Origin of the sequence: Pseudomonas atagonensis, assembly GCF_011369485.1 — a bacterium.
GTDB lineage: Bacteria > Pseudomonadota > Gammaproteobacteria > Pseudomonadales > Pseudomonadaceae > Aquipseudomonas > Aquipseudomonas atagonensis.
Map to the genome: position 1 here is coordinate 178,218 of NZ_VXCA01000027.1, position 26,787 is coordinate 205,004.

Genomic DNA, 26,787 nt, shown 5'->3' on the forward strand with positions numbered 1-26,787 from the left:
CCCGTCAATTCCTAACCGTAGACGCAAACACAAGGGATTTGCGCGGGTCAATCCCTTGTGTGCAATCAATTAAATTCAATCGTCTTGAGGCTCAAGGTATTTAAAGTCAATTTTCAACTTGCCTAAAACGACATCCAACTCAACTACGCACGCGTTCCAGACAGGTAGCCCAGCCGTCAGATCCTGTGCTTTATACAGCTTTCTGAGCGCAATCAGGTTCTCATGAATGCCGACATCCACGTCCGGGCTTCCCGGACTGAACCAGTCCTTCTTCCCGGCCCCATCAATATAATCAAACAGCAACTTACAATGATCGTCCTCGGGAGAAAGTTCAGCCTCAACGATAACTACAGCCGCTGAAGCAGGTGCTGCGTCAATCAGTATCTGGCCGATCTGGCGGTAAATTTCGTCATCACTCATCCCGTTCCCCCTGGAGCATTCACAAATCGTTCACGGACTTCCCGCCCGTTTCCGATTCGGTAGGTTACAACAAAGCTATCAGGGCGAACACTGCTCCCTGAGTACGTCGGCAAGATCTTGACGCTTACGTCCTTACCTTCATCAATGGCCTTGGCCCAACTGTTTTCCATCTTCTTCCAGACACCTTTGTTCAGGTTGCCATCCATTGGCACCATATTGATCCTTTCCCCAGGGCCATCAAAGATGCTGGCAATCAGATGCCCGCCTTCGTCCGCTTCAAGTCCGCATTTACCTGTCTTGCATTGCTGGTATTTATTACGATCCCTGACGATATCCGCAAGATCCGCTTCGACTTTCTCGACACGTCCCAGATGGTCAGTTTGATAAACCTTGTTGCCGTCCACTTTATAAACAGTATTCGGCTGAGGCTTGTTCAGTTCCTTGTTCCAGGCGCCCTTGCCACCCGAGTCAATCTCGACAATACGGGGCGGAACAGGTGGCTTTTTGGGATCAATCGGATGATCCGGTGTTTTGCCGGGGCCGCCACTATCCAGAAGAGGGTGCTCGACTCGGCTAACTCTGACAGGCCTGTTGCCTAGATTCTCGACATTTGGAGTCACCATACCAATAAGTATGGAAGCCATGAGAGAGCCACCGCCGAGCCGCCACGCGTCCAGATCAACGCTTTCTCTAAGCTCTTTACCCACGATACCTTCAGCAATCTTGCGCCCGACAGTTGCTTGCAGATCGCCTTGCAACTCTTCCATCGCCTTACCGAACGGGGTTCCTGAAAACGCTTTTCGAGCGGCGTAGAGAATCATGCCCTTGGGGCCTTGAGATGCAGCGAATATCAACTCAACGGCATCGACCTTGTCAGGGTTGGCTTGTAAATATTGGTTGATTGCCGAAACTCGATCCAGAGCTATCTGGGCATTAGTAATTCCCGGAACCGTGACTAGAATATTTTTCTCACCCAGATCCTTTATGGTTTCTGATACGACCCTCTGCTTTGGCTTGGTCATATCGTCCAGCAACTTCATTTGAGCCAGAACCTGACTCTGGAAGGACTCATCCTCCAGTAATGCCCGGGCGTCTTTCCTGCTGTAACCAGCTTCCACCAGCGCATTCAACGCTTGCTCGGCAATGGCTTCACCGCCTGCTGCCGCAGCGCCTGCGCCCACGCCTTCAAATTGCATCCGGTCTATCTGGTTACCAATGATCAGTGCCATTTCGTTGAAATTTGCCTTCGCGGTGTCGCTGTAATTCACGACGCCATCCGCCCAGCGCTTGACGGTAGTGACCGGCTCAAGCACAGACTTCACCGAACTGTCGCTGATATAAAGATCCGTGCGGTGTTCCTCATCGCGCGTCACTTCATAAGCATGAGCCGGGTCACGATTCAGGCCGACGGTTGAGTCCTGTCCCGTGGTTTTGTCATTGCGCACGATGATGTCGCCAGCTCCCACAGTGGCATGCAACACCTGCTCGCGATCTTTCTCGTAGTTGTAGCCAGAGACGGTCCCGCTACTTTTGCCCTTGTCGTCTTTCTTGGACTCATCTGCAAAGCTGTAACTGCCACTGACGTTCAGGTAGTAACCGTGTTCCTTGTCCTTGCCAACAAGATCGCGGTGACCAAGCGTTTCGGTATCCAGTTTCAGATTGCCGTTATCAGCAGCGATGACTGCACCGTCCAGCTGTGTATGGTTCTGGGTGCGAATATCAACCTTGTCTTTGCCCGTAATCGTGGTCTGGTTCTCGACCCAGTTAGTCTTGCCGGTGGTCTGGCCATAGCCTATCGAGCCGCTGGCGCCCACGAATGACCCGGTAACGCTGATGTCCAGTTCCTTGCCGCTGACCTTTCCGGTATCAGGCAGAGAAGTAACTGTCAGGTTGCGTCCGACATTGCCAATCACTTCGTCGCCGCGTAACTGGGCACCTGCTACGTTGGTATCCCGGCCACTTTCGAACGTCAATTTGTCTCCGGCATACAAATAAGCTTCCTGTTGCTTGATGCCCTCTCGCTCCAGATTGCCCAAGCCAATATCTGCGCTGCCATAGACGCCGAAACCGTTGCGTCCGAACATCAGCCCACCTTCAGCCCCCCAACTGCGTCGACTGCTGTCACTACTGGAGGCGTTCTCCGCTGCGTGGATATTGATGTCGTAGGTCGCTTTGAGCTTGATGTCTCGGTTGGCCGTCACTTGGGTACCAATGAGATTCAGATCATTCTTCGCGTCCAGGCTGATACTGCCGCCAGCATTGAGTTGCGTCGGAGTAGAAGTGCCCTGGGTCGAGTCATCTTTACTACCGGCATTGCTGACACCTACACCAATTTTGAAGCCCCCGGTGGTTCCCCCCTTCAAACCACCCTTGCTTTGAGTCTGGTGACCGTCGGTTGCCTCTGCGCCATGGGCAACGTCGAAGGTGATGTTGCGTCCTGTGACGCTGATGTCGCGACCTGCGTTGAACTGGCTGCCGTGAACGTTCACATCATTGCCGGCATCAACACTAATATCCCCGCCGGCTGAAACACTCGAAGGCCGATTGGTAACCGACGTCTGGGTACGTGTCTGACTGTTACTGGAAGCACCAAAGTGTCCATCAGCTTTTGGCCCGCTGAAGAACTGATCAAGCGCATCCACAGACTTTAATGTGCTGGAACCTTTACTGACACCATCCTCTCCCTTGCCAGTCCCCTTGAGCGTATCCATCGTATTGCCGTAGTTATACGTGATGCTGGTCGTGGTGCCGTTACGTTTGACACTGTCGCGAGTCGTGACTTCGCTGCTTTGATCGACTGCATCAATGTTGATGTCGCGAACGGCCTTGAGCTTGATATTGTTCTCGGCCTGCAGGTCAGATCCTTGCTGATTGATGTCGCGACCGGCATTGATTTTCAGATCCTCACCTGCCTTGATCAGGCTGCCTGCCGCTGTTCGCGCATTACTGTCAACGTCATGCTTGAGGGTTTCACTGCCGACAAAAGTCGTGAAGGCGTTGCTATCGATCGTCTGTTTGAGACCTGTGCTCTTATTGCTTTCCCAGCTCTTGCTGCTTTGTTGGTTGGTGCCGGCAATAACGTTCACATCGCGCCCGGCGTCGAGGAGCACGCTGCTGTTGGCAATGACTCCGCTGCCGGAGATGTTGATATCACGGGCAGAACCGAGAATGGCGTCGTGCCCTGCATTGATCTGGCTGCCAACGCTGGTCGAGCTGACCACCTCGCGCCCGCCCTTGTGCGCAGCATTTACCGTAATGTCCGCCCCCAGTCCCGGCGTGCCGGCAAACAGCCCTACGGTATCCTTGAACGACAGCCCAAACTTTTTCTTGTACTCCTCGGCCCGGCTGTAAGCCTGATCATCCGCCGCGGCGAGGTTGATATCGCCAGTTTTATCGATCACCCCGGCGTGCAGTTCAGCATCGTTGCCAGCGTTGATTTCGCTGGCGTGAAGGTTCACATCCCGGCCGGCAATGATGACTGCATCCCGTCCCGCATTCAGCTCACTGGCTACTTGCGTGACACTTGTCTGCAACTGGCTGCTGCCACTTTTCGAAAGGCCGAAAAGCCCGGTTTTGGTTTTTTTGCTGTAAGCCCCTTCCTCTTCAGTACCGGAAAGCACAGTAACGTCCTTGCCAGCACCCACCACCAGATCGTTACCCGCCTTGAACTGGCTGCCGACGACGGTGACGTTGCGACCACCATTTAGGCTGACCGCACCGTCATCATCCTTGGTCGTATTCACGGTTACGTCACGGCCTGCCTCAATCACCGAGGCAACGTTGTCGCTTTCATAGCTCTCCTGCTCGGTGGTCTTGCTACGACCGAACGAGCCCTTTTTCTTCTTGTAGTAGTAAGACGAACTTTCGTCCTTGGCCGAGGCGACTGTGATGTCCTGAACCGCGTCGAGGCTGACATCTTCCGTGGCCTTGATCCGGCTGGCGATGATGCCCAGATCGTTACCCGCGTTCAGCGCGATATCGCGACCGGCATTCAGTACCGAAGATTGTTGCGTAACGCTGTGAGTTTCATTCACGCGCTTCTTGCTGCGCGAAACGTAGTCGCTTTCGTTTGCTGCAGAGGTGATGACGATATCGTTGCCCGAGCTGAGTCCGATATCGCGTTTGGCATCCAGCCGACTGGCAACAATCGCCACATCCCGATCAGCACTGATCGACAGGTCTCGCCCGGACGTGACTTCAGCACCGTGCTGCGTGATGGTCTGATTGAGGAAACTGCTACCGCGCGAATCCGTGTAACGATTCTGTACCGAGGTGATGTTCACATCGCGATCGGCATCAAGCGTCATGTCCCCACCGCTTTTCAGCACACCGCCGATGTTGCTGATGTCTTTGCCGGACTTGATCGTCAGATCATTGGCCGCTTCGATCCGCGCAGCGTTGTTGAGCACGTCGCGATGTTGCAGCGTGCCGCCATAGTTGGTGTCGTAGCCATACACATCGCGCTGGTTGATTACGTCGCCACGCGTGGCAGTCAGGCTGACATCTCGCCCGGAGATAACACCGCCTCCGCTGTTGACGATGTTATTGCCAGCCTTGAGCGTCAGGCGCTCGCCCGCTTCGATCAGCCCCGTGTTGGTTAGGTTGTTGCCCGCTTCGGCCGCCAGGTTGTTCGAGGCGCGCAGCGTGCCGGCGTTGTTCAGATCGGCACCGGCGATCAGGGTCACGTCGCCGCCCTGAATCAACGCGCCGTTCGGCGCCAGACGGTTATTCGCCTGAGCCAGATACAGCACTGGCACCAGTACCTTTTCACCGTTCACTTCGTGTTCTTCGAGCCAGACGATGTCGTGGGTCAGCGCCGCCACTTGCTGGGCGGTCAGGGTCACGCCCATCGACAGGTTGAGCTCGTTCTTGCTGGCGACGGCGTTGTTCATCAGATACTTGAACATCGCCTCGTCAGACGTCTGGCCGTCGATGAAGCGCTGGCCGGTACGGGCGACCACGGCTTGTTGCACAAGGCGTTGTTCAAACAAGCCATCGCCCAAACGCTTGGCACTGTTGTCGGGGTCATAACCAAGTTTGGCCAACAGGTAATCCGAACTCATGAACTGTTTGAGATCGGTCAGTGCCGGGTTGGTCTCGATCAGATATTTGTGCGGGTTGGAGCGCACGCTGGTGTCGGGCAGACCCTGAACACGCGGCACGTTGAATGAACCATTACCACGATTGGGCAGCATCACCCCCACCGGCCCGTCACCGGCGACACCGCTGACGTTGACCTGTACAGCCTTGTCGTTGAGATTCAGCGACGGGCGAGCAGCCAATGCCAATTCACGATTTTTTACTGACACCGGGTCGTTGGCGTCGAACTGGAAATCGCTGCCCTTCCTGACCGGCATGCCGCCCGCATGCCCCGTTGTTGCGGCAGTGATGGAGCCAATGGTCCAAGACTGCCCCGGGACCATTGCCGGCTCGCTGCCACCCTTGCCACTCAGACGGAACAGACCGTTATCACCGGTTGGCAAGGTGAACCCCGGCAGTGCCAACGGGTTGACTTGTTGTTGCGCAAGATCCGGAGGCAATTGTGGGTTCAGGAAGACCACGGTGGGCTTGGCCGAGTTCTTCACCCCGGTGTCCGCCGTGTCTTTTACCGTGCCACCGAAGTTGGTGTATGGGTTCAGGTTGCCGTTGTTGATGGTGGTTTTGGCGTTGATCTCGACCGCTTGCCCCGCCTGAACGATGGAGGAGACACTACTTCCACCGTTAGTGAAAACTCGGTCATCACGCTCTTTGGTGCCAGCCAGAATCGGCGCGGGCACAGCCACTTCCGGCCCGATACCAAACTTGGTATTGACCTTGTTCATACGTTGCTTGTCCAGCGACTGATAATCCCAGTGAGTCCCGCCCTTATCGGGTTCGTGCCAGGTATCTATGTAGTCATATTGGTTTTTTGAGTTTCGGTCTGCGTAGTTCTGCAGATCGACGCTGACCCAACTGGTTTGTTTGTTCGGTAGCCCGCCAAGCTTATAAACACGCATCCGCGTGAAGCTGCCGGACTGCAACCCGAAGTTGTCGAAGGTGTCGACATCAAGTTTGATGTTCCTGCCAGCAGAAATCAGCGATGCAGTGTTGGTGAAGGCACCGACATTTGCGGTCAGATTGCCCGCAACCGAAAGCGAGGCTTGCGGCCCGGTAATCGTCGAGGTCGATTCAAAGCTTTCATTGACGTAAAACGTAGTGCCGCTGAAGGTAATGTCCCCGGAGATAAACTTCTCCTCGCCAATCACACCCTCAGTCTTGTTATTGAAGCTGTTGGCCGACAGCGAAAAATCCCCATCGACATTGATCGACGCCGCGAGGTTGTTGACGCTGTTTGCGCGCCCGCCGTATTGCCCGCCGATTGTCAGATTGCCAATGCTGTAAACGTCACCGGTCTGGTTGGTGAAGTCGTTGACCAGCAGGCTCATGTTGCCGCCGCTGAACACCAGGCCGCGATTATTGGTGAGACTGGCCGTTCTGATCGTCAGATCCTGAGCAGCGCCCAACGTACCGGTATTGCTCACGCCACCGGCGTTGATCGTCATCGCGTAGTTGGAGGTCAGACGTCCGCCGGCATTGTTCAGCAGGCCACCGACATTAACGTTGGTCACGCCACCACCGCCGATGCTGGAGGCACTGGTCAAGCCCAGTTGCGCCGCGTTGAATGTCATGTCACCAAGGCTGCTGACCCGACCATTGCCGCCGTAAGTGCCGCCGATCTGGAAGTCCATGCCGCCATCACTGGCGATCATCCCGTCGTTGTTCCAGTTGCCGCCACGCGCGACCAACTGGTTTGAAGCGAGCAACTGCCCGCTCGCCGTCTGCACAAAATTGCCGACATTCACCGTCAACCGCCCGGCCTGAATCACGCTGCTGTTGGTCCAGCTGTCCGCGTTCAGTGTCAAGCCGCCACGGGTCACCAGCGAGCCGCCGGCGTTCATCACGTTGGCCGTCGAGATACCGAATTCACCCAACCCGACATGCGTTACCGAGCCGCCGGCATTGAGGAAACCTGGTGCGGCGAGGATGAAGTCAGTGTTGGCGGTTTCCACCAGACCGTTGCGGTTGTCGAACTGGCTGCCGATCTGGAAGTCGGTCTTGCCGCTGGTGCCGAGGGCACGCAGTTTGCCGCCCTGGTTGTCGAGGTTGGCGGCGCGGATCGCCAGTGTGCTGGCGCTTTCGATCAAGCCGCTGCGGTTGCTCAGATTGCCGTCGACACCCAGTTCGATGCTGCTGCCGCTCACCTGACCCGCGTTGTTATTCATCGAGCCGGCGATGGCTTTTACCAGACCACGGGCATAGATTCCGCCACCGCTGTTGTCGAGCGCATTGCCACCGGCGTTGAGCAGAATGTTGCCGGTGTTGGCGGCGATTCGCCCGCCGTCGCTGTAGATCCCACCCAACGCTTGCAGGTCAAGACGGCTGCCTTCGATCTTGCCGCCCTGGCCGTTGCGCAACACGCCGTTGAGGCGGGTTTGCAGCAGACCGTTGAGACTCGACAACACACCCGCGCGGCTGTCGAGGCTGGCGGCGGTAAGGGTCAGATCGCCATTCTGGGCGATGATCTTGCCGCCCTGGTTGTCGATTGCGCCGCTGCCGGTGTTTACGGTCAGCGCAGTCATGCTTTGCACCGCGCCTTTGCCGTTGTTCAGTGCGGCGGCGGTGATGTTGACGCCGGCATCGCGGCTCGACAGCAGGCCATCGGCGTCGTTGCGCAGCGTGCCGCCGGCGGTGATGTCCAATTGGCCGTTGGCCGAAACGGTACCGCGCTGGCTGTTGATCAGATCGCCACTGGTGAGCAGGCTCAGCAGGGTCTGGCTGATCAACTGACCACCCTGGTTGTCGACGCTGGCAGAGCGTTTGATCAGCAGCGCACCGTTACTGCCCAACGCGCCATTGACGTTGGTCAGGGCACCGAGCAGGTCGAGGGTGACGCTGTCGTCACCGACCAGACTGCCGCTGGTGTTGTTCAGTTGGCCGCCAGTGAAGGTCAGGGCTTTTTTCGCCATGACGTTGCCGGTGTTGTTGTTCAGGCTGGTCGCATGGATATCGAGGGTGTCGCCACTTTTGATCAAGCCGCCCGAGGCGTTGCTGATCGCGCCGCCGGTCATGGTCAGGGTTTGCTTGCCGCCACTGCTGACGGTGCCGCCACTGTTGTCCAGATTTGAGGCCTTGATGCTCACATCGCCAGCACCGCCCACGCCGCCCTTGCTGTGGTTGAGCAAGGCGCCACTGAGGTCGATGCTCACGTTGCCGAGCTGGCTGGAGATGGCGCCTTCCTGGCTGTTGTCGACGGCGCCACCGCTGACGCTCACGCCCTTCCAGCCAGACACCAGACCGTTCTGGTTGTTCAGATCGGCCGCCGTCACGGTCAGTTGATCGTTGCTGATCAGGTTGCCGCCACGGTTATCGAGGCTGTTGCCGGTGAGGCTGAAGCTGTTGACGCTGGAGATCTCGCCCTGCTGGTTGTTCAGGTCACGCAGGGTGGCGATGCTCAGCACGCCTTTGCTGTTGATTACGCCGTTCTGGTTATTGAGGTCACGCAGATGGGCAATGCTCAACAGCCCTTTGCTGCTGATCAGGCCGTCCTGGTTGTTCAGATCCTGCACAGTGGCGCCCAGATCCATATTCAGGCCTGAAACACCCACCAGCGTGCCGCCCTGATTGTTCAGGCCGGTGCTGTTGAGGGTCAGTTGTTGCGCAGCGCGGATGCTGCCTTTGTTGGTGTTTTTTAACAAACCATCGACGGTGACCTCGATATCGCTGTCACTGAGCAACACACCACCGTCGCTGTTGTCCAGACTCGCCGCCCGAACCTGCAACGCAGCGGCGGCAATGGTGCCTTTGATCGAGGTCAGCGCGTTGTCTAGGGTCAGGGTGAGTTTCTGGTTGCTCAGCAGTTGGCCGCCGCTGTTGTCCAGCGACTTGGCGATCAGCTCAAAGGCCTGGTCGCTGGAAATCTCGCCGCCACGGTTGTTCACGTCGGCGAGGTTTTTCAGCAGTAACCGGTTCGGCGCGTTGATCACACCGCCCTGATTATTCAGCGCGCCACCGTTCAGATCGAGGCTGACGGTAGCGCCGCTGAACACCTTGCCGCCCTGCTGATCGAGGCTCTGGACATTGGCGTCAAGCGTCTTGCCCGCACCCAGACTGCCACCGGTGTTGGTCACCTGACTGGCGGTGATTTCCACCTGGTCGTCAGCATAGATACTTGCCTGACTGTTGTTGAGGGCGCCGGTGCTGATACTCAGTCTGGCCTTGCTGCTGATCACACCCTTTTGCTGGTTTTCCAGCGCGCTGCTGTTGAGGGTCAGATCACCGTCGGTCAGCAGGCTGCCGCCCTGGTTGCTCACGGCGTCGCGAGTGTCGACGGTGAGCGCTTTGGCGCTGGAGACCGTACCGGCGTTGTTGTTGAGACTTTGCGCGGTAATCGCCAGAGCACCTTCGCTGAAAACACTGCCCTGCGCATTATTGAGATCCGCAGAGAGATTGATCGCCAGATCTTTCTGGCTGGTCAGGCGACCGCTGTTTTCCAGCGTCTTGCCGTTCAGCGTCAGCCCGGTTTCACCGGATAGCAGGCCTTTATTGCGGTTGATGACATCGTTGACGGTCAGCGCCAGGTTGCCGCCGGCGAGCATGTAACCGCTGTCGCTGTTATCGAGCCACGCGCCGATCAGACTCACATCGGCCTTGCTCGACAGCTCGCCGCTGCGGTTGTCGACACGGTCGACGGTGAGTTGCAGCGCTTTTGTCGCGCCTACCAGACCCTCTTGACGGTTATCCAGTTTCGCGGCGACCACGGTTATGCCGTTATCGGCGATGACCACACCGCCCTGGTTGTCGAACAGGTCAGTCACGGCGAGATCGACATCACCCCGGCCACGAATGTCACCCTTGGCGTTGTCGAGGCTGGCGCTGCGCGTTTCGAGGCCGGCGGAAGCGATCACCCCTTTGACGTTGCTCAGGGCACGGTCGATGACCAAAGTGAGCTTTTCATTGCTCAGCAGTTTGCCGCCATCGTTGTTCAGGTTTTGCGCGTTGACACTCCACGCCTTGGCAGCGGAAATTTCCCCGCCGCTGTTGTTCACGTCCTTGAGGTTTTTCAGCAGCAGTTGACCCGGCGTATGAATATTGCCGCGCAGGTTGTTGAGCAGGCCGTTATTCATGTCCAGGGTCAGGTCGCCGTTGCTGAACAGCTCGCCACCGTCCTGTTCCAGCGAAGTGACCGAAGCTTCAAGCTTCTTCTGGCTGCCGATAGTGCCGCCGGCGTTGTCCAGGTGCGCGGCCGTGAGCAGCAGCGTGCCGTCAGTGGCGAGACTGCCGCCCTGACGGTTCTTGAAGTCACCGGTGGTCAGGGTCGAATCAGCCTTGGCGCTGATGATCCCGGTGTTGGTGTTATCGAGGCTGGCACTGCTGAAGGTCAGGCCTTTTTGCGAGGCGATCAGCCCCCCCTGGTTCAACGCCGCACCGACGCTGGTCAGCGCCATCGCTTCGAGGCTCGACAACTTGCCCAAGCGGTTATCGAGGCTGCCGGCCTTGACGGTCATCTGCCCTTCGCTGCTGATCAGACCGCCCTGATTGTCCATGGCGTCGTCGAAGGTCAGGTTCAACGCGTTCTGGCTGACGATGCGCCCGCCGACGTTACTCAAACCGATGCCGCTGAGGGTGCTCGCGCCTTTGCTGAAAATCAGGCCGTTGCTGGCGTTGATGATCTGCGCGACGTTCAGGCCCAACGTGGTATCGGACAGCACCTTGCCGCCCTCGCTGTTGTCCAGGCGTGCGCCGTTGATGTGCAGGTCTTGCTGGCTGGAGAGTGAGCCGCCACGGTTGTCGATCTGCTCGACGTTGACGGTCAGGGTCTTGAGCGAGCCGACAAGACTGTCCTGGCGGCTGGTCAGCGTCTTGCCGGTCAGCAGCAGATTGCCTTCAGCGACCAGTTCGCCGCCCTGCTGGCTGAGATTCTCGATGTTGGCGTCAATATCGTCCTTGCCGGAAATGCGCCCGGCGTCGTTGGTCACGGCTTTGGCTTTGAGGTTCAGCAGTCCGGTCGACGTGAGCAGGCCGCCATTGCTGTTATCCAGCGTGTTGCCTTCGAAGGTCAGCGCGGCTTTGCTTTCGAGGCGGCCCTTTTCGCGGTTGTCCAGCTCACTGATCCGCAGTGTCGCTGCCTGATCGGCGCGAATGGTTCCGCCACGGTTGTCGGTATTGGCGCTGTTGACGGCAAGCGTATCGAGACTGGAAATCTTGCCCGCGCGGTTGTCCAGGCGTGTGGCCTGCACGTCCGTGGCGCCGTTGGCCTGAATCAGGCCCTTGTTGCGGTTGTTCAATTGATCGCTGATGCGGGTGGTCAGCGTGCCTTCGCTGGTCAACTGGCCCTGCTGGCTGTTGTCGAATTGTTGCGCTTTTACAGTCAGGGTCTGTTTTGCACCGATCCTGCCGGTTCGGTTGTTGATTGCGCCGAGCGCACTGATGTCCAGCAAACGTCCGGCCGTCATCAGACCGGCTACGTTATCCAGCGAGGTCACTGTCAGTACGGTGTCGGTCTGGCTGGTGAGTTCGCCGTCAGCGTTGATGAGCTGGCCAATATTGACGGTGAGGCTGGCGTTGCTGTTGATCACGCCTTTGTTGTTCAGCACCTGATTGGCATTGAGGCTCAAGGCGCCGTTACCCTGCACCTTGCCGGCGTTGCGGTTATCCAGCGTGCCCGCCGTGATCGCCGTGCTTTGCCCGCTGAGCGTGCCGCCCTGGTTGTTCAGGGTCTGTGCAGTGTTAACCGTCAGGTTGCGGCTGGCGGTGAGGCTTTTGCCGCTGTTGTCGAGGGTCTGCGCAGTCAGGCTCAGATCACCGCTGGCGTTGCGGCTGCCGTCGGCATTGACGCCGGCATCGATGGCGCCGGCATTGGTCAGTTGACCGCCTGCGTTGAGGGTGATGCTGTCGCGGGCGGCGAGGGTCTGGCGGTTGGTCAGGTTGCCCTGAGTTTGTACGTTGAGAGCGGTGCCGGCGTAGACCGGGCCGCGTGCATCAAGGCTGGCGGCTTTGACGTTGACCGCGCCGGTGGCCGAGGTGTCGGCCAGGCTCAACTGGCCATTGGCATCGAGCTGAATATCACCGCCGCTGGCGATCAGTTTGCCGTCGAGTTTCACCCCGACCCCGGCCTCGGTGCCGACCAGTTTGATCGCCCCGGCGTACATGCCGCCCAGTGCCGAGGAGTCGATGGCCAGTTGCGGCTTGGCGCTGCCGTCACCGGCACGGGCGGTGGCGTTGAGGTTGTCGGCATTGACGTCGTTGCGCCCGGCGACAATCGTCAGGTTCTGTGCCTGGATCTCGGCGTTGATCTTCGCGCTGCGGGTGATGATTTCAAAACGGTCGACGTTGGTCGCGTTGATTCCCGCGCCTTCGATGGCCACCGAACCCTGATCGACCTGAAAGCGATCCAGTCGACCGTTGTCGAGCACCGGTTTGCCGGTGGTCAGCGTCACGCGCGGCGAGTTAATGAACCCGCAACCGTTGCAGGTGATGCCGTACGGGTTGGCGACGATGACCCGCGCCGACTGCCCCGCCACTTCGGTGTAACCGCGCAATTGACTCGGGTTGCCGCTGATGACTTCGTTGAGAATCGCCTGCGCCGAACCGCTGTTTTTCAGGTTCGGGTTGTCAATGATGTGCCCACCCAACTGGGTGAGATTGTTCTGCGTCGAGCCGTTGTTGAGGATGACGCCCTGCGCGCCGACGTTGTAATCATGGAACTGGTTGTGCGACAGCCCGCTGGCATTGGGCGTGGCGATGTTGATGATCGGCACGCCATTGCCGGCGCGATCCAGCGAGGTATTCGGGTTGGCCACCACAATGCCTTCGGCCTGCGCCCACATCGGTTGCCAGAACATGACGTTCGCCAACAGAAACGCCAGCCCGCGCTTGGGCAGGCCCAGGAACGATTCACGGGTTTTCACGACAGCAGAAGACTGGCGAGCGAGAAAGGCGTATTGGCGAACGTCCATGTTTAACTCTCATTGCAACGGCAAAGGGGTCGGGAAATCGACAGGCAAAGCAATCCCTGCCCGGCAACAAACAGCGATGCCGGAAGAGTGAAAGAAACAAATTGGGGGGATTAATGCGCGCCTTGGTCAGAACGTCCAAAGCGATGCGAAACATTCGCAGGATGGCCTGCGAAAAGTCTGTTCGATCCCTCGAAACCACACATTGATATCAACGTGATGGCGCGATGGTAGATTGCCATCATTCTGACGTCAATAAGTCGTAACGCAGCTTTTTCGCCAACCGCTCTAGAACGGGGCTTTACGTGACAATGATGATTTTTTGCCGGAAATCGCGACCCGTTAGTCACACGATGCGAGGCACTTGACGCCACATACCACTGAACTTTTTACGGCCGAGCCCCCTCCACCGGATAACCCGCCTTAACCGGAACCGAGGCTGCCTCCATGAAGACCCTGATCAAACTCACCCTCGCTGCCACCTTCGCCTGCGCCCTGCCGGTGTGGGCCTGCACGCCGGAAGAAGCCACCGCCAAACGTGAACAACTGGCCAAGGAAGTTTCGAAATTGACCGAGCAGAATCCGGCCAAGGCCAAAGAGATCAACGACGAATTGCAGAAAATGGATCTGGGCACCGCCAGCAAGGATCTGCCGGACAAATGCCAGTTGATTGATCAGCGTTTGAAAGAGCTGGATACGGCCGAGAAGAAGACCGAGGGTTGACGACAACCGCAAAACCCGCAGCTTCGATCACTGATTGGAGCTGCGTTTTTTTTGCCCATAAATATGCATTAATGCATTTATTTGTTGCGCTAACGCATATTTCGACTAAGGTTACCTCGAGCAAGCAGATCGGCATCAGCCATTCGACATGGCAACCCTTGAACGCCGATCGCTCGGCAACACCGCAACACCCACACAAGCTGGACGCTTGTTTTCACTCATGGAGGATTGAAAATGTTAACCACTGAAGCAACCCGATTCACCGGCGAGTCATTGCCACGCTGCCTGATCGGCCATTTGCTCGATCCGCACCTCGTCGAGGTCGAAGCGGCTGCACAACCCCGTGCACTGGCCGCCGCCAGCCTTAACTTCAATATGCAGAAGCAGACCCAGACCAACTGGTGCTGGGCCGCCGTTTCTGCCTCGGTCGGCAACTATTACGGCACAGGAAACTGGACCCAGTGCGGCGTTGCCAGCGCTGAACTCGACCGCAACTGCTGCAATCAGCCTGGGCCGTGCAACGTTTATGGCTATCTCGATTCCGCCCTGCGCACCACGCGCAGTTACAACGGCATGAATCAGGGCTCGCTGCAGATGTCGGCCATTCAGAACCAGATCAGCATGGGCCGCCCGGTCGGTCTGCGCTGCGCCTGGTACGGCGGTGGTGCACACTTTCTGACGATCTACGGCACCAACGGCGATTACGTGCTGGTCGCGGACTCGATCTACGGCTACTCGACCCGCGCGCTGAACGCCTTCCCGCGTTCTTATAACGGCGGCGGCAACTGGACCAACACTTACTTCACCGTGAAAAACTAGGAGGGCGACATCATGCAACTGACTTATCCAAAAGCGCCTTCCAACGGCGTTCAAACACTGCGTCCGGCACTGCAAAGCGCGCTGCAAACCCAGGGCTTTGGCGCCAACCGCCAATTCGCCAACGCCGCTGCGGCGAAGATCAGTCTCAGCAAGGCTTACCGTGGTTATTCGCTCAGCCTGGACGACCTGAGCAATGGCAAAGGCCTGCAAAATGCGCGGATCGGCGATTGGCATTACCTGGTGTTTGCCGATGGGGTAACGATTGCCGATGCACAATTGGCTGAAGGACGCGGGCATGTCGAATTCGCCTCGTTGAACCACGGCGATCACGCGGCCGCTATGGTGAGTGCGCTGAAACTGGCAGAGCAATCGCCGCAATTGCACGGCAAAACCGTTGAGCTGCGGCTGTTGTTTGTGTCTGCGCTTAACGTTGTGGCGATCTGGCTGCATGCCGACGGCGAAGAGCTGCTGATCCCGATCGAGCCAACGCCCAAGAACCTGGCCGTCACTCGGTTGTACAGCGAGGCTGCCCTGCTCGCTGCGTTGAAACCGGCGGCGGCTCAGGCGAAACAGCGTTTTGATACCGACACCAGTGGCCTGTTGGGCAACTGATAAACGCTGGACGAAAAAAAACCCGGACACTGTCCGGGTTTTTTCTGTGTGCCTGAAACGACTTACTCAGCCGCTGGCTCTGCCGGCTTGCGGCGCTTGAGCGGCGCCATGCCGTCGCTGCTCACCAACGAGTCCGGCTTCGGACGGTTGGCGCTCTTGCGCTTGGTCGGCGTCTTGGCGGCGGTTTTCTTCTTGTCGCCCTTGGCGTCGGTCTTTTTCTTCTTCACGCCAACGGCTTTACCCGAGGCCTTGACCTTTTTCGGCCCGCCGTAGGTGCCTTTGACTTCCTTGATGGTGCGGCGCTCGAAGCTCTGCTTCAGGTAGCGCTCGATGCTCGACATCAGGTTCCAGTCGCCGTGGCAGATCAGCGAGATCGCCAGACCGTCGTTGCCGGCGCGGCCGGTACGACCGATGCGGTGCACGTATTCGTCGCCGCTGCGTGGCATGTCGAAGTTGATCACCAGATCCAGACCATCGACGTCCAGACCACGGGCCGCCACGTCGGTCGCAACCAGAATCTTCACGCCGCCCTGCTTCAGACGGTCGATCGCCAGTTTGCGATCCTTCTGGTCTTTCTCGCCGTGCAGCACGAACGCCTTGTATTCCTGAGCAACGAGGCGACCGTAGATGCGGTCAGCCATGGCGCGGGTGTTGGTGAAGACGATGGCCTTCTGATAGGTCTCGTTGGCCAGCAGCCAGTTCACAATTTGTTCTTTGTGCTGGTTGTGGTCAGCGGTAATGATCTGCTGACGGGTGGTCGAGTTCAGTTGGCTGACGGCGTTGAGCTGCAAGTGCTCAGGGTTGTTCAGCACTTTGGCAATCATCTCGCGCAGGCCGGAACCGCCGGTGGTGGCGGAGAACAGCATGGTCTGCTGACGGTTCGGGCATTCGTCGACCAGACGCTGCACGTCTTCGGCGAACCCCATGTCGAGCATGCGGTCGGCTTCGTCGAGCACCAGCACTTCGACTTCTTTGAGGTCGAGGTTGCCGGCGTTGAGTTGCTCGATCATGCGGCCGGGGGTGCCAATGAGGATGTCCGGCACCTTGCGCAGCATTGCCGCTTGCACTTTGAAGTCTTCACCGCCGGTGATCAGACCGGACTTGATGAAAGTGAACTGCGAAAAGCGCTCGACTTCCTTCAGGGTCTGCTGGGCCAGCTCGCGGGTCGGCAGCAGGATCAGAGTCTTGATGCTGACGCGAACCTTGGCCGGGCCGATCAGGCGATTGAGGATCGGCAGGACGAAAGCGGCGGTTTTGCCGCTACCGGTTTGCGCAGTCACCCGCAAATCACGCCCCTGGAGCGCCAGCGGGATGGCCGCGGCTTGCACAGGCGTTGGCTCGACAAATTTCAGCTCGGCCACAGCTTTAAGCAGGCGTTCGTGCAGGGCGAATTGGGAAAACACGGGTGCTACCTCGAAGATATGCAAAAAAACAGCTGCATAGGTTACCGGTTTCGAGCGCTCAGGCCGAGTTTCTTTCTTCAAACTGCAGCAATCAGTGGCTTTTTTGTTGCTTGATTTGTCTCCAACGGTAATACGTAGCGTCTTAAATGCTCTAATCGCCCATCGCGTCTTACAGAAGAATCGTTGCTCTTATGGATTTCAAACAGCTCTGGCTCAACGCCCAGGACCTCTGGGGTACTCTCGAACAGCACCCGCTGCTGCAATCCGGCCTGGCGCTGATGGTGCTGTTGGTGGTCGCGCTGGTACTCGGACGAGTGGCGCGCTATCTGATCCTGCATGCCAGTCGCATGCTCGGTCGCCAGCCGGCCCTGCACTGGATCAACGACTTTCGCCACAACAAGGTGTTTCAGCGCCTGGCGCAGATGACGCCGTCGCTGGTGATTCAGTTCGGCTTGCACCTGGTGCCCGAACTGAGCAAAACCGCCATGACCTTTCTCGGCAACGTGGCGCTGTCATTCACCATCCTGTTCCTGCTGCTCTCGGTCAGCGCCCTGCTCAATGCGCTGCTCGACATCTATGCGCGCACCGAGCACGCCCGTACGCGCTCGATCAAAGGCTACGTGCAACTGGCGAAAATGGTGCTGTACGTGTTCGGCGCGATCATCATCGTCGCCACCCTGATCGACCGTTCGCCGCTGTTGCTGCTGTCCGGTCTGGGTGCGATGTCGGCGGTGATCCTGTTGGTCTATAAGGACACGCTGCTGTCGTTCGTCGCCAGCGTGCAACTGACCAGCAACGACATGCTGCGAGTCGGCGACTGGATCGAAATGCCCCAGGTCGGCGCCGATGGCGACGTGGTCGACATCACTTTGCACACGGTCAAGGTGCAGAATTTCGACAAGACGATTGTGTCGATCCCGACCTGGCGTCTGATGTCCGAGTCTTTCAAGAACTGGCGCGGCATGCAGCAATCCGGCGGCCGTCGGATCAAGCGCAGCCTGTTCATCGATGCCAGCGGCGTACGATTCATTCGCGACGACGAAGAGGAAAAGCTCTCCCAGGTGCACCTGCTGACTGACTACATGAGCCGCAAGAAAGCCGAGCTCAAGGCATGGAACGAGGCGCAGGGCAACGTTGCGGCAATGTCGGCCAACCGCCGACGCATGACCAATATCGGCACCTTTCGCGCTTATGCGCTGGCCTATCTGAAGAGCCACCCGGAGATCCAGCCGAATATGACCTGCATGGTGCGCCAGATGCAGACCACGGCGCATGGCATTCCGCTGGAAATCTACTGCTTCACCCGCACCACGGTGTGGGCGGATTACGAGCGGATTCAGGGGGATATTTTCGATTACCTGCTGGCGGTGCTGCCGGAGTTTGGCCTGAGCCTGTACCAGCAGCCGAGTGGCGGGGATTTGCGTAGCGGGTTGCTGCCAGCGGTGCTCGGCTCGGCAACCATCCCCGAGCCGCAAAAACACCTCATGTGATACCCAATGTGGGAGGGGGCTTGCTCCCGAAAGCAGTGTGTCAGTCAGTATATTTTGATCTGACACACCGTCTTCGGGAGCAAGCCCCCTCCCACAGGTATCAGGTGGTGACCAACGACTTGCGGATACCCAATCGACTGATCCACACCGCCATCAAGATCACACTCCCGCCGAGAAACAGCCTTCCCAGTTCCTCATGCTGATTCCAGATCAACAGGTTCAGCAGCAACCCCACCGGCACATGCAGGTTGTTCATCACGGCCAGCGTGCCGCCGTTGACCATGCACGCACCCTTGTTCCACCAGTACAGGCCCAACGCCGTCGAGACCAGCCCGAGGAACACCAGCACGCCCCATTGCAGCGGCGCTTCCGGCAGGAAGTCGGATTTGCCAAACATCAGGAATGCCGGCAATACCACGGCCAGCGCCCCGAGGTAGAAGAAACCGAAGCGACGGTAGTGGGGCAAATCGCTCGGGTGTTTCGCCACCAGATGCTTGTACATCACCTGGCCTGCCGCGTAGGTGAAGTTGGCCAGTTGCAGCAGCAGGAAACCCATGAAGAAGTCCGGATTGATCCGGTCAAAGCGAATCACTGCCGCACCGCCCACAGCCACCAACGCCGCAATCAGCGCCCATGGGTTGAAGCGACGATTCAATGCATCTTCGATCAGTGTCACGTGCAACGGCGTGAGAATGGTAAAGAGCAACACTTCCGGCACCGTCAGCACGCGGAAGCTCAGGTATAGACACACGTAGGTCACGCCGAACTGCAACGCGCCAATCAGCAGCATGCCGCGCATGAACGCCGGCTCCACCGATCGCCAGCGTGTCAACGGAATGAACACCAGCCCGGCGAGTACCACACGCACCAGCACCGCGAAGTAACTGTCGACATGACCGGCCAGGTATTCGCCGATCAGACTGAAGGAAAACGCCTGGATCAGCGTGACAAAAAGTAGATAGCCCATGCTCGCCCCTAATTCGAATGGCGGCGACGATAGCGGGTTTTGCTCCTGATCGCGAACCCTGTGCAAAGGCTGCCAACGAGGGAACAGCACTGCTCGTCCCCACAGCATCAGTGTCAGCCTTTCAGGCACTCCTCCGTGCCGTGTCCGCCGCCTTCGTACTCAGGGCCGTAATAGTATTTGTTGAACGAGAATTTGCCGTCAGACCCTGCCTCTACCTTGGCGGCACCCACACCATAATCTTTCAGGGACGGGTCGGTGTGGGCGAAGTAAATGGCCAGTGAATCGGCATTGGCTGCTGCAAACCCGTCATACACGGATTTGTCCGCCAGCGTCAGCTTGAAGCTGTAGGCGCCGTAATGACCCGTGCTCTGCTCAGCGTTGAGCTTCATGTCAACCGTGCCTTTGAACTCGCCAATGTGACTGTCCATGCCTTTGCACTGATAGACACCACTGAAATCAGTGCCGGTGAACGGTGACGGGCTCGCCCAGGCGGGCGCCGAAATGAATGCAACTGCGGTAATGACTTTCTTCAGCATCTTGATCTCCCTGTCTTGTTTATCAGATGTGTCGACGCTTGACTCGCCGAGTCCTTCCACCTGATCGCTGACTGTTCAGCTAACGCAAAAGCCTAGGGACGCCGCTTCCGACGGACAACCTGAAAACCATGTAGGAATTTTCTGTTTTTGCGTTCCCCATGAAACGACAGGCAAAAAAAAGCCCGATCTCGCTAAAGCGTTCAATCGGGCTACAGCACTCAGGAGCAACAAGTGCAAAGGGAGGTTCGATGCGCGTAGAGCCTTGAAGGGGGTGCGCCAGGTCACTTAAACAATCGGCGATTATCTGGCGATTAACATATCAAGCGACCTGGGACAGCTTGGCGTTGGCCTGATTCAAGCCCTTCTCCTGGAAGTCACCGCCCAGGTTCATGCCTTCAGCGTGAATGAAGGTCACGTCGTGGATGCCGATGAAACCCATCACCTGACGCAGGTACGGTTCCTGATGGTCGGCCGGGCCGCCGGCGTAAATGCCGCCGCGAGCGGTCAGCACATAGGCACGCTTGCCGCTGAGCAGACCTTGCGGGCCAGTCTCGGTGTATTTGAAGGTGACGCCGGCACGCAGCACGTGGTCGAGCCAGGCCTTGAGGGTGCTCGGGATGGCGAAGTTGTACATCGGCGCGGCCATGACCAGCACGTCGGCGGCGAGCAATTCATCAGTCAATTCGTTGGAACGATCCAGCGACGCTTGCTCGCTGTCGTTACGCTGCTCGGCAGCTTTCATCCAGCCGCCCAGCAGGTTGATGTCCAGGTGTGGCACTGGGTTCACGGCGAGGTCACGTACGGTGATCTGATCGGCAGGGTGCGCTGCTTTCCACTGACTGATGAAGGTCTGGGTCAGTTGACGGGATACCGAGTCTTGCTGGCGGGCGCTGCTTTCGATGATCAGAACGCGGGACATGGTGTGTAGCCTCCATCCGGGAATGTTGTAAGTCGATGGAGTGAAGGTTAAACAGAGTTGTATCGATGAAAAAGCGCAAATAATTGCTGCAAAGCATCGAAAAATTCGTTTAGATGCAACTCATGACCTGTGGGAGGGGGCTTGCTCCCGAATGCGGTGTATCAGTCACAAAGACGGTCCTGACACTCCGCATTCGGGAGCAAGCCCCCTCCCACAAAAAATCACGGTGTTATTTCGGGGTGCAGGTCAGCTTGATGCGCAGTTTGATAATGGTGCGGGTGAACTTGGCCGTGGCGTTCTTGTGTTTGCCGGCCGCCACTTCAATGTTGCGCGTGCGCGGTGCTTCCGGGCCGTTGGTAAACACAGCCTTGCAGACTGCATCGACATCGCCGTAGTTGACGACCCGGATGGAGCCAATGTCGTTGTCGGTATCGAAGGTCTCGTAGTCGATCTTGAGGCCGTTGAGATCCTTTTCCACATCGATCGGATACGCAAACGCCGTCAGCGGCAGCAGCGCCAGCAACACACAACAGAATTTTTTCATTCGGCAGTCTCCATGAGGGACTGCCAGCTTAGGACAAGAGGAGCTATTGATGAAAGCGCCCCGCGTGACCCTTGATCAATGGCGAACATTGCAGGCCGTGGTCGACCATGGCGGCTTTGCGCAGGCCGCCGAGGCCCTGCACCGTTCGCAATCGTCGGTGAGCTACACCGTCGCCCGCATGCAGGATCAGCTCGGCGTGCCGTTGCTGCGCATCGACGGGCGGAAAGCAGTACTCACCGAAGCCGGCGGCGTGTTGCTGCGCCGCTCGCGGCAACTGGTGAAACAGGCCAGCCAACTGGAAGACCTCGCCCACCACATGGAGCAAGGCTGGGAAGCCGAAGTGCGGCTGGTGGTCGACGCGGCGTACCCGAGCGCGCGCATCGTCCGCGCGTTGACCGCGTTCATGCCGCAGAGCCGTGGCTGCCGGGTGCGTCTGCGTGAAGAAGTGTTATCCGGCGTGGAAGAAGTGCTGCTCGAAGGCGTGGCCGATCTGGCCATCACCGGCCTGAGCATTCCGGGCTACCTCGGCGCGGAGCTGAGCGATGTCGAGTTCGTCGCCGTCGCCCACCCCGATCACGCCTTGCATCGATTGAATCGCGAGCTGAGCTTCCAGGATCTGGAAACCCAGATGCAGGTGGTGATCCGCGACTCCGGCCGCCAACAGCCACGCGACGTCGGCTGGCTCGGCGCCGAACAGCGCTGGACCGTCGGCAGCCTCGCCACCGCCGCGACGTTTGTCAGCAGTGGCCTGGGTTTTGCCTGGTTACCTCGACACATGATCGAACGCGAACTCAAAGAAGGTACGCTCAAGCTGCTACCGTTAGACCAGGGCGGCAGCCGCAACCCGAGCTTCTACCTGTACTCGAACAAGGACAAACCGCTGGGCCCGGCCACGCAAATCCTTATTGAATTGCTGCGTACCTTCGACACCTTGCCGCTGGACGCACCGTTCGCCGCCCCCGAACAAGCCTGACACGGAGTTCATCGATGGCGTATTTCGAGCATGAAGGTTGCAACCTGCACTACGAGGAATATGGCCACGGCGATCCGTTGCTGCTGGTTCACGGTCTGGGCTCCAGCACGCTGGACTGGGAAATGCAGATTCCGGCATTGGCCGCGCATTACCGGGTGATCGTCCCTGACGTGCGCGGCCACGGCCGTTCTGACAAACCCCGCGAGCGTTACAGCATCGCCGGTTTCAGCGCCGACATGCTGGCCCTGATCGAACATTTGAACCTCGGCCCGGTACACTACGTCGGACTGTCGATGGGCGGCATGATCGGCTTCCAGTTCGCCGTCGATCAGCCGCAACTGCTCAAAAGCCTGACCATCGTAAACAGCGCCCCCGAAGTCAAAATCCGCAGCCGCGACGACTACTGGCAGTGGTTCAAGCGCTGGAGCCTGATGCGCGTGCTCAGCCTCGCCACGATCGGCAAAGCGCTGGGCAGCAAACTTTTTCCGAAACCGGAACAGGCTGATCTGCGGCAGAAAATGGCCGAACGCTGGGCAAAAAACGACAAACGTGCTTATCTCGCCAGCTTCGATGCGATTGTGGGCTGGGGGGTTCAGGAACGACTTTCCCGAGTGACCTGTCCAACCCTCATCGTCAGCGCCGACCGTGATTACACACCGGTGGCACTGAAAGAAACCTATGTAAAACTGCTGCCCGATGCGCGGCTGGTGGTGATTGCCGATTCACGCCACGCCACCCCGCTCGATCAACCCGAACGCTTCAACCAAACGCTGCTGGCGTTTCTTGCCGCAGCCGATATTCAATCTCAGGATCACTGACCCATGCTGAAAAAACTCGCCCTCGCCGCCGGTACCGTGCTGTTCGCTGCCAACCTGATGGCGGCCACGCCAGCCAAGGCGCCACACGTGCTGCTGGACACCACCAACGGCCAGATCGAAATCGAGCTGGACCCGGTCAAGGCACCGATCAGTACCAAAAACTTTCTGGATTACGTCAACAGCGGTTTCTACACCAACACGATTTTCCACCGTGTGATCCCGGGCTTCATGGCTCAGGGCGGCGGCTTCACCCAGCAAATGTCGCAAAAAGAAACCAAGGCACCGATCAAGAACGAAGCCAACAATGGCCTGCACAACGTTCGCGGCACCCTGTCGATGGCCCGTACTTCCAACCCTGACTCGGCCACCAGCCAGTTCTTCATCAACGTGGCTGACAACGCATTCCTCGACCCGGGCCGTGACGCCGGTTACGCGGTGTTTGCCAAAGTGGTCAAGGGCATGGACGTCGTCGACATTATCGTCAACTCGCAAACCACCACTAAAAGCGGCATGCAAAACGTGCCTGTCGACCCTGTGATCATCAAGTCGGCCAAAGTCATCGACTAAGCTGTACAGGGCGTATCGAGCGGCGCTGGACTAATGCCACGCCGCTCACACCGATAAAAGGAGAGCCCGTACTCCGGGCGGTTATCTGATGCTCTATCGCCGTTTCGAACAACTGATCGACATATTCCGCGACGCCCCGACGGCGTCCCCGCCGGATCGTGTGCTCCCCTTCTACACCTATTACCTCAAGCAGGTCTGGCCGAGTTTCGCCGCCCTGCTGGTGGTGGGTCTGTTTGCCGCGCTGATCGAAGTGGCGCTGTTCAGTTACCTGAGCCGCATCATCGATCTGGCCCAAGGCACGCCCAACCCGAATTTCTTCAGCGACCACGCCCTTGAACTGACGTGGATGCTGGTGGTCGCGCTCATCCTGCGGCCGATTTTCTTTGGTCTGCACGACCTGCTGGTGCACCAGACCCTGAGCCCGGGCATGACCAGCATGATCCGCTGGCAGAACCACAGTTACGTGCTCAAGCAGAGTCTGAACTTCTTCCAGAACGACTTCGCCGGACGTATCGCCCAACGCATCATGCAGACCGGCAATTCGTTGCGCGATTCCGCCGTTCAGGCAGTGGATGCGCTGTGGCATGTGTTGATCTACGCGATCAGCTCGCTGGTGCTGTTTGCCGAGGCCGACTGGCGCCTGATGATTCCGTTGCTGACGTGGATCGTCGCGTACATCGGCGCGCTGTATTACTTCGTGCCACGGGTGAAGGATCGCTCGGTGGAAGCGTCCGACGCGCGCTCGAAACTGATGGGGCGAATCGTCGACGGCTACACCAACATCGCCACGCTGAAGCTGTTCGCCCACACCAATTTCGAGCAGCACTACGCCAAGGAAGCCATCGAAGAGCAGACCGTCAAAGCGCAAATGGCCGGCCGCGTGGTCACCAGCATGGACGTGGCGATCACCGCCATGAACGGCTTGCTGATCGTCGGCACCACCGCCCTCGCGCTGTGGCTGTGGACGCAGTCGCTGATCACCGTCGGTGCGATCGCCCTGGCCACCGGCCTGGTGATCCGCATCGTCAACATGTCCGGGTGGATCATGTGGGTGGTCACCGGCATTTTCGAGAACATCGGCATGGTGCAGGACGGTCTGCGAACCATCTCGCAACCGGTCAGCGTCACCGATCACGAGCAGGCCAAACCGCTGACGGTGGCTCGTGGCGAAGTGCGTTTCGAGCACGTGGATTTTCACTACGGCAAGAAGAAAGGCATCATCGGCGACCTCAACCTGACCATCAAGCCGGGTGAGAAAATCGGCCTGATCGGGCCGTCGGGCGCCGGCAAATCGACCCTGGTCAACCTGCTGCTGCGCCTGTACGACGTTGAAGGCGGACGCATTCTGGTCGACGGTCAGAACATCGCCGAAGTCGGCCAGGAAAGCCTGCGTGCACGCATCGGCATGATCACCCAGGACACCTCGCTGCTGCACCGTTCGATCCGCGACAATTTGCTGTACGGCAAACCCGACGCCACCGACGCCGAGCTTTGGGACGCGGTGCACAAGGCCCGTGCCGATGAGTTCATTCCGGTGTTGTCGGACGCCGAAGGCCGCACCGGCTTCGATGCACACGTCGGTGAACGCGGCGTGAAGTTGTCCGGTGGCCAGCGCCAGCGCATCGCCATTGCCCGGGTACTGCTCAAGGACGCGCCGATCCTGATCATGGACGAAGCGACCTCAGCGCTGGACTCGGAGGTCGAAGCGGCGATTCAGGAAAGCCTGGAAACCCTGATGCAGGGCAAAACCGTGATCGCGATTGCCCATCGCCTCTCGACCATCGCACGCATGGATCGGCTGGTGGTACTGGAAAACGGCAAGATCGCCGAGAGCGGCACCCACGCCGAGTTGCTGGCGCATCGCGGTTTGTATGCCAGATTGTGGGCGCACCAGACCGGAGGGTTTGTCGGCATCGATTGATCATTTGGCCAACAAAAACCTAGTGTGGGAGGGGGCTTGCTCCCGAAAGCGGGGTGTCAGTACCGAACATTTGACTGGCACGCCGCCTTCGGGAGCAAGCCCCCTCCCACATTGGCCGGTAACCAACCTGAAGATCGCCACAGCCCTCTAACTACGGGCGCTGGCGGTTTTTTTCGCCTGCTGGAAATCCACGAAATCCCTGCTGTACTGAGCCAAGGCTCCAGCACGAAGCCTGTCGTAAGTCTGCAGGGACGCACCACTCGATGCAGTCTCGATAGCATGCCTATCAAGGACTCTCTCTCATGTCTCTGTTCAAGCGTTCAGTCACGGAGTTGCTGGGTACGTTCTGGTTGGTTTTGGGTGGTTGTGGCAGTGCGGTGATCGCCGCCTCTTCACCATTGGGAATCGGGGTGCTGGGGGTGGCCCTGGCGTTTGGTCTGACAGTGCTGACCATGGCGTTCGCCATCGGCCGCATCAGCGGTTGTCACCTGAACCCGGCGGTCTCGGTCGGGCTGGTGGTCGGCGGTCGATTTCCGGCCAAAGATTTGCCTGCCTACATCATCGCCCAAGTGCTCGGCGCGATCCTCGCGGCAGCGCTGATCGCGCACATCGCCAGCGGCAAGGAAGGCTTCGACATCGCCGCCGGCCTGGCGTCCAACGGTTATGGCGATCACTCGCCCGGCAAGTATTCGATGGCCGCAGGGTTCGTCACGGAACTGGTGATGACGGCGATGTTCGTGATCATCATTCTGGGCGCCACCGACAAACGCGCGCCGGCGGGACTGGCACCGATCGCCATCGGCCTGGCCCTGACGCTCATTCACCTGATCTCGATTCCAGTGACCAACACCTCGGTGAACCCGGCGCGCAGCACCGGCCCGGCGCTGATAGTCGGTGGCTGGGCGATTGCGCAACTGTGGATGTTCTGGGTCGCGCCACTGATTGGCGCGGTGATTGGCGGCGGGATTTATCGCTGGCTGGGTAAAGAGGAGTCCTGATACCACTGTAGATCCCCTGTGGGAGGGGGCTTGCTCCCGAAGGCGTCGTTTCAGTCATATTTGCCGTACTGACCCACCGCATTCG

General features: G+C 58.6%; 16 protein-coding genes. 9 read left to right on the plus strand and 7 right to left on the minus strand.

Annotation, left to right across the window (positions count from 1 at the left end; translation table 11 throughout):
- Positions 1-75 precede the first annotated feature (75 nt).
- Positions 76-420, minus strand: coding sequence for a hypothetical protein (locus F2P67_RS19585; RefSeq protein ID WP_166222580.1), 345 nt, complete (start codon positions 418-420; stop codon positions 76-78).
- Positions 417-13,415 carry a hemagglutinin repeat-containing protein gene (locus F2P67_RS19590; RefSeq protein ID WP_178120943.1) on the minus strand — a complete coding sequence of 4,333 codons (12,999 nt, stop codon included), beginning with the start codon at positions 13,413-13,415 and terminating at the stop codon, positions 417-419. The genes F2P67_RS19585 and F2P67_RS19590 overlap by 4 nt, the downstream gene beginning before the upstream one ends.
- Positions 13,416-13,859: 444 nt before the next feature.
- Between F2P67_RS19590 and F2P67_RS19595 the strand changes: the two genes are divergently transcribed.
- From F2P67_RS19595 to F2P67_RS19605, 3 genes are all read left to right on the plus strand, one after another.
- Positions 13,860-14,135 carry a ribosome-recycling factor gene (locus F2P67_RS19595; RefSeq protein WP_166222582.1) on the plus strand — a complete coding sequence of 92 codons (276 nt, stop codon included), beginning with the start codon at positions 13,860-13,862 and terminating at the stop codon, positions 14,133-14,135.
- 234 nt (positions 14,136-14,369) lie between these two features.
- Positions 14,370-14,954: a papain-like cysteine protease family protein gene (locus F2P67_RS19600; protein WP_166222584.1), complete on the plus strand. Its 585-nt coding sequence runs from the start codon at positions 14,370-14,372 to the stop codon at positions 14,952-14,954.
- A 12-nt stretch (positions 14,955-14,966) separates the two neighbouring features.
- The gene (locus F2P67_RS19605; RefSeq protein ID WP_166222586.1) at positions 14,967-15,566 is read left to right on the plus strand and encodes a hypothetical protein; all 600 of its coding nucleotides are present in this window, start codon (positions 14,967-14,969) and stop codon (positions 15,564-15,566) included.
- 62 nt (positions 15,567-15,628) lie between these two features.
- Here the strand turns inward: F2P67_RS19605 and F2P67_RS19610 are convergent, their stop codons facing one another.
- Positions 15,629-16,969 (minus strand): DEAD/DEAH box helicase, encoded by a 1,341-nt coding sequence (locus tag F2P67_RS19610; protein WP_166222587.1) that lies wholly within the window; start codon positions 16,967-16,969, stop codon positions 15,629-15,631.
- A 191-nt stretch (positions 16,970-17,160) separates the two neighbouring features.
- Here F2P67_RS19610 and F2P67_RS19615 point away from each other — a divergent pair, with 191 nt between their 5' ends.
- Positions 17,161-18,459: a mechanosensitive ion channel family protein gene (locus tag F2P67_RS19615; RefSeq protein ID WP_166222589.1), complete on the plus strand. Its 1,299-nt coding sequence runs from the start codon at positions 17,161-17,163 to the stop codon at positions 18,457-18,459.
- A 100-nt stretch (positions 18,460-18,559) separates the two neighbouring features.
- On the opposite strand, the gene F2P67_RS19620 is transcribed toward F2P67_RS19615, so the two are convergent.
- From F2P67_RS19620 to F2P67_RS19635, 4 genes are all read right to left on the minus strand, one after another.
- Positions 18,560-19,426, minus strand: coding sequence for a carboxylate/amino acid/amine transporter (locus F2P67_RS19620; protein WP_166222590.1), 867 nt, complete (start codon positions 19,424-19,426; stop codon positions 18,560-18,562).
- Positions 19,427-19,539: 113 nt separating this feature from the next.
- Positions 19,540-19,962, minus strand: coding sequence for a hypothetical protein (locus tag F2P67_RS19625; RefSeq protein ID WP_166222591.1), 423 nt, complete (start codon positions 19,960-19,962; stop codon positions 19,540-19,542).
- A gap of 319 nt (positions 19,963-20,281) precedes the next feature.
- A complete protein-coding gene (locus F2P67_RS19630) occupies positions 20,282-20,881 on the minus strand; it encodes an FMN-dependent NADH-azoreductase (RefSeq protein ID WP_166222593.1) in 600 nt (199 codons plus the stop codon).
- A 229-nt stretch (positions 20,882-21,110) separates the two neighbouring features.
- A complete protein-coding gene (locus F2P67_RS19635; RefSeq protein WP_166222594.1) occupies positions 21,111-21,425 on the minus strand; it encodes a 3-phosphoglycerate kinase in 315 nt (104 codons plus the stop codon).
- A 49-nt stretch (positions 21,426-21,474) separates the two neighbouring features.
- Between F2P67_RS19635 and F2P67_RS19640 the strand changes: the two genes are divergently transcribed.
- From F2P67_RS19640 to aqpZ, 5 genes are all read left to right on the plus strand, one after another.
- Positions 21,475-22,398: a PA3225 family LysR-type transcriptional regulator gene (locus tag F2P67_RS19640; protein WP_025110609.1), complete on the plus strand. Its 924-nt coding sequence runs from the start codon at positions 21,475-21,477 to the stop codon at positions 22,396-22,398.
- A 14-nt stretch (positions 22,399-22,412) separates the two neighbouring features.
- Positions 22,413-23,216, plus strand: a complete 804-nt coding sequence (locus tag F2P67_RS19645; protein WP_166222596.1) for an alpha/beta fold hydrolase — start codon at positions 22,413-22,415, stop codon at positions 23,214-23,216.
- Between the two features lie 3 nt (positions 23,217-23,219).
- Positions 23,220-23,783 carry a peptidylprolyl isomerase gene (locus F2P67_RS19650; protein WP_166222597.1) on the plus strand — a complete coding sequence of 188 codons (564 nt, stop codon included), beginning with the start codon at positions 23,220-23,222 and terminating at the stop codon, positions 23,781-23,783.
- Between the two features lie 88 nt (positions 23,784-23,871).
- A complete protein-coding gene (locus F2P67_RS19655) occupies positions 23,872-25,704 on the plus strand; it encodes an ABC transporter ATP-binding protein (protein WP_166222598.1) in 1,833 nt (610 codons plus the stop codon).
- A 302-nt stretch (positions 25,705-26,006) separates the two neighbouring features.
- Entirely contained in the window at positions 26,007-26,702 is a 696-nt protein-coding gene (aqpZ, locus tag F2P67_RS19660) for an aquaporin Z (protein ID WP_166222600.1), read from the plus strand.
- Positions 26,703-26,787 lie beyond the last annotated feature (85 nt).

Excerpts from the sequence above, each read along its gene's own strand:
- aqpZ (WP_166222600.1), top strand. The coding sequence starts at position 26,007 with ATGTCTCTGTTCAAGCGTTCAGTCACGGAGTTGCTGGGTACGTTCTGG.
- F2P67_RS19585 (WP_166222580.1), bottom strand. The coding sequence starts at position 420 with ATGAGTGATGACGAAATTTACCGCCAGATCGGCCAGATACTGATTGAC.
- F2P67_RS19655 (WP_166222598.1), top strand. The coding sequence starts at position 23,872 with ATGCTCTATCGCCGTTTCGAACAACTGATCGACATATTCCGCGACGCC.
- F2P67_RS19650 (WP_166222597.1), top strand. The coding sequence starts at position 23,220 with ATGCTGAAAAAACTCGCCCTCGCCGCCGGTACCGTGCTGTTCGCTGCC.
- F2P67_RS19645 (WP_166222596.1), top strand. The coding sequence starts at position 22,413 with ATGGCGTATTTCGAGCATGAAGGTTGCAACCTGCACTACGAGGAATAT.
- F2P67_RS19605 (WP_166222586.1), top strand. The coding sequence starts at position 14,967 with ATGCAACTGACTTATCCAAAAGCGCCTTCCAACGGCGTTCAAACACTG.
- F2P67_RS19630 (WP_166222593.1), bottom strand. The coding sequence starts at position 20,881 with ATGTCCCGCGTTCTGATCATCGAAAGCAGCGCCCGCCAGCAAGACTCG.
- F2P67_RS19590 (WP_178120943.1), bottom strand. The coding sequence starts at position 13,415 with ATGGACGTTCGCCAATACGCCTTTCTCGCTCGCCAGTCTTCTGCTGTC.
- F2P67_RS19615 (WP_166222589.1), top strand. The coding sequence starts at position 17,161 with ATGGATTTCAAACAGCTCTGGCTCAACGCCCAGGACCTCTGGGGTACT.
- F2P67_RS19620 (WP_166222590.1), bottom strand. The coding sequence starts at position 19,426 with ATGGGCTATCTACTTTTTGTCACGCTGATCCAGGCGTTTTCCTTCAGT.
- F2P67_RS19635 (WP_166222594.1), bottom strand. The coding sequence starts at position 21,425 with ATGAAAAAATTCTGTTGTGTGTTGCTGGCGCTGCTGCCGCTGACGGCG.
- F2P67_RS19625 (WP_166222591.1), bottom strand. The coding sequence starts at position 19,962 with ATGCTGAAGAAAGTCATTACCGCAGTTGCATTCATTTCGGCGCCCGCC.
- F2P67_RS19640 (WP_025110609.1), top strand. The coding sequence starts at position 21,475 with ATGAAAGCGCCCCGCGTGACCCTTGATCAATGGCGAACATTGCAGGCC.
- F2P67_RS19600 (WP_166222584.1), top strand. The coding sequence starts at position 14,370 with ATGTTAACCACTGAAGCAACCCGATTCACCGGCGAGTCATTGCCACGC.
- F2P67_RS19595 (WP_166222582.1), top strand. The coding sequence starts at position 13,860 with ATGAAGACCCTGATCAAACTCACCCTCGCTGCCACCTTCGCCTGCGCC.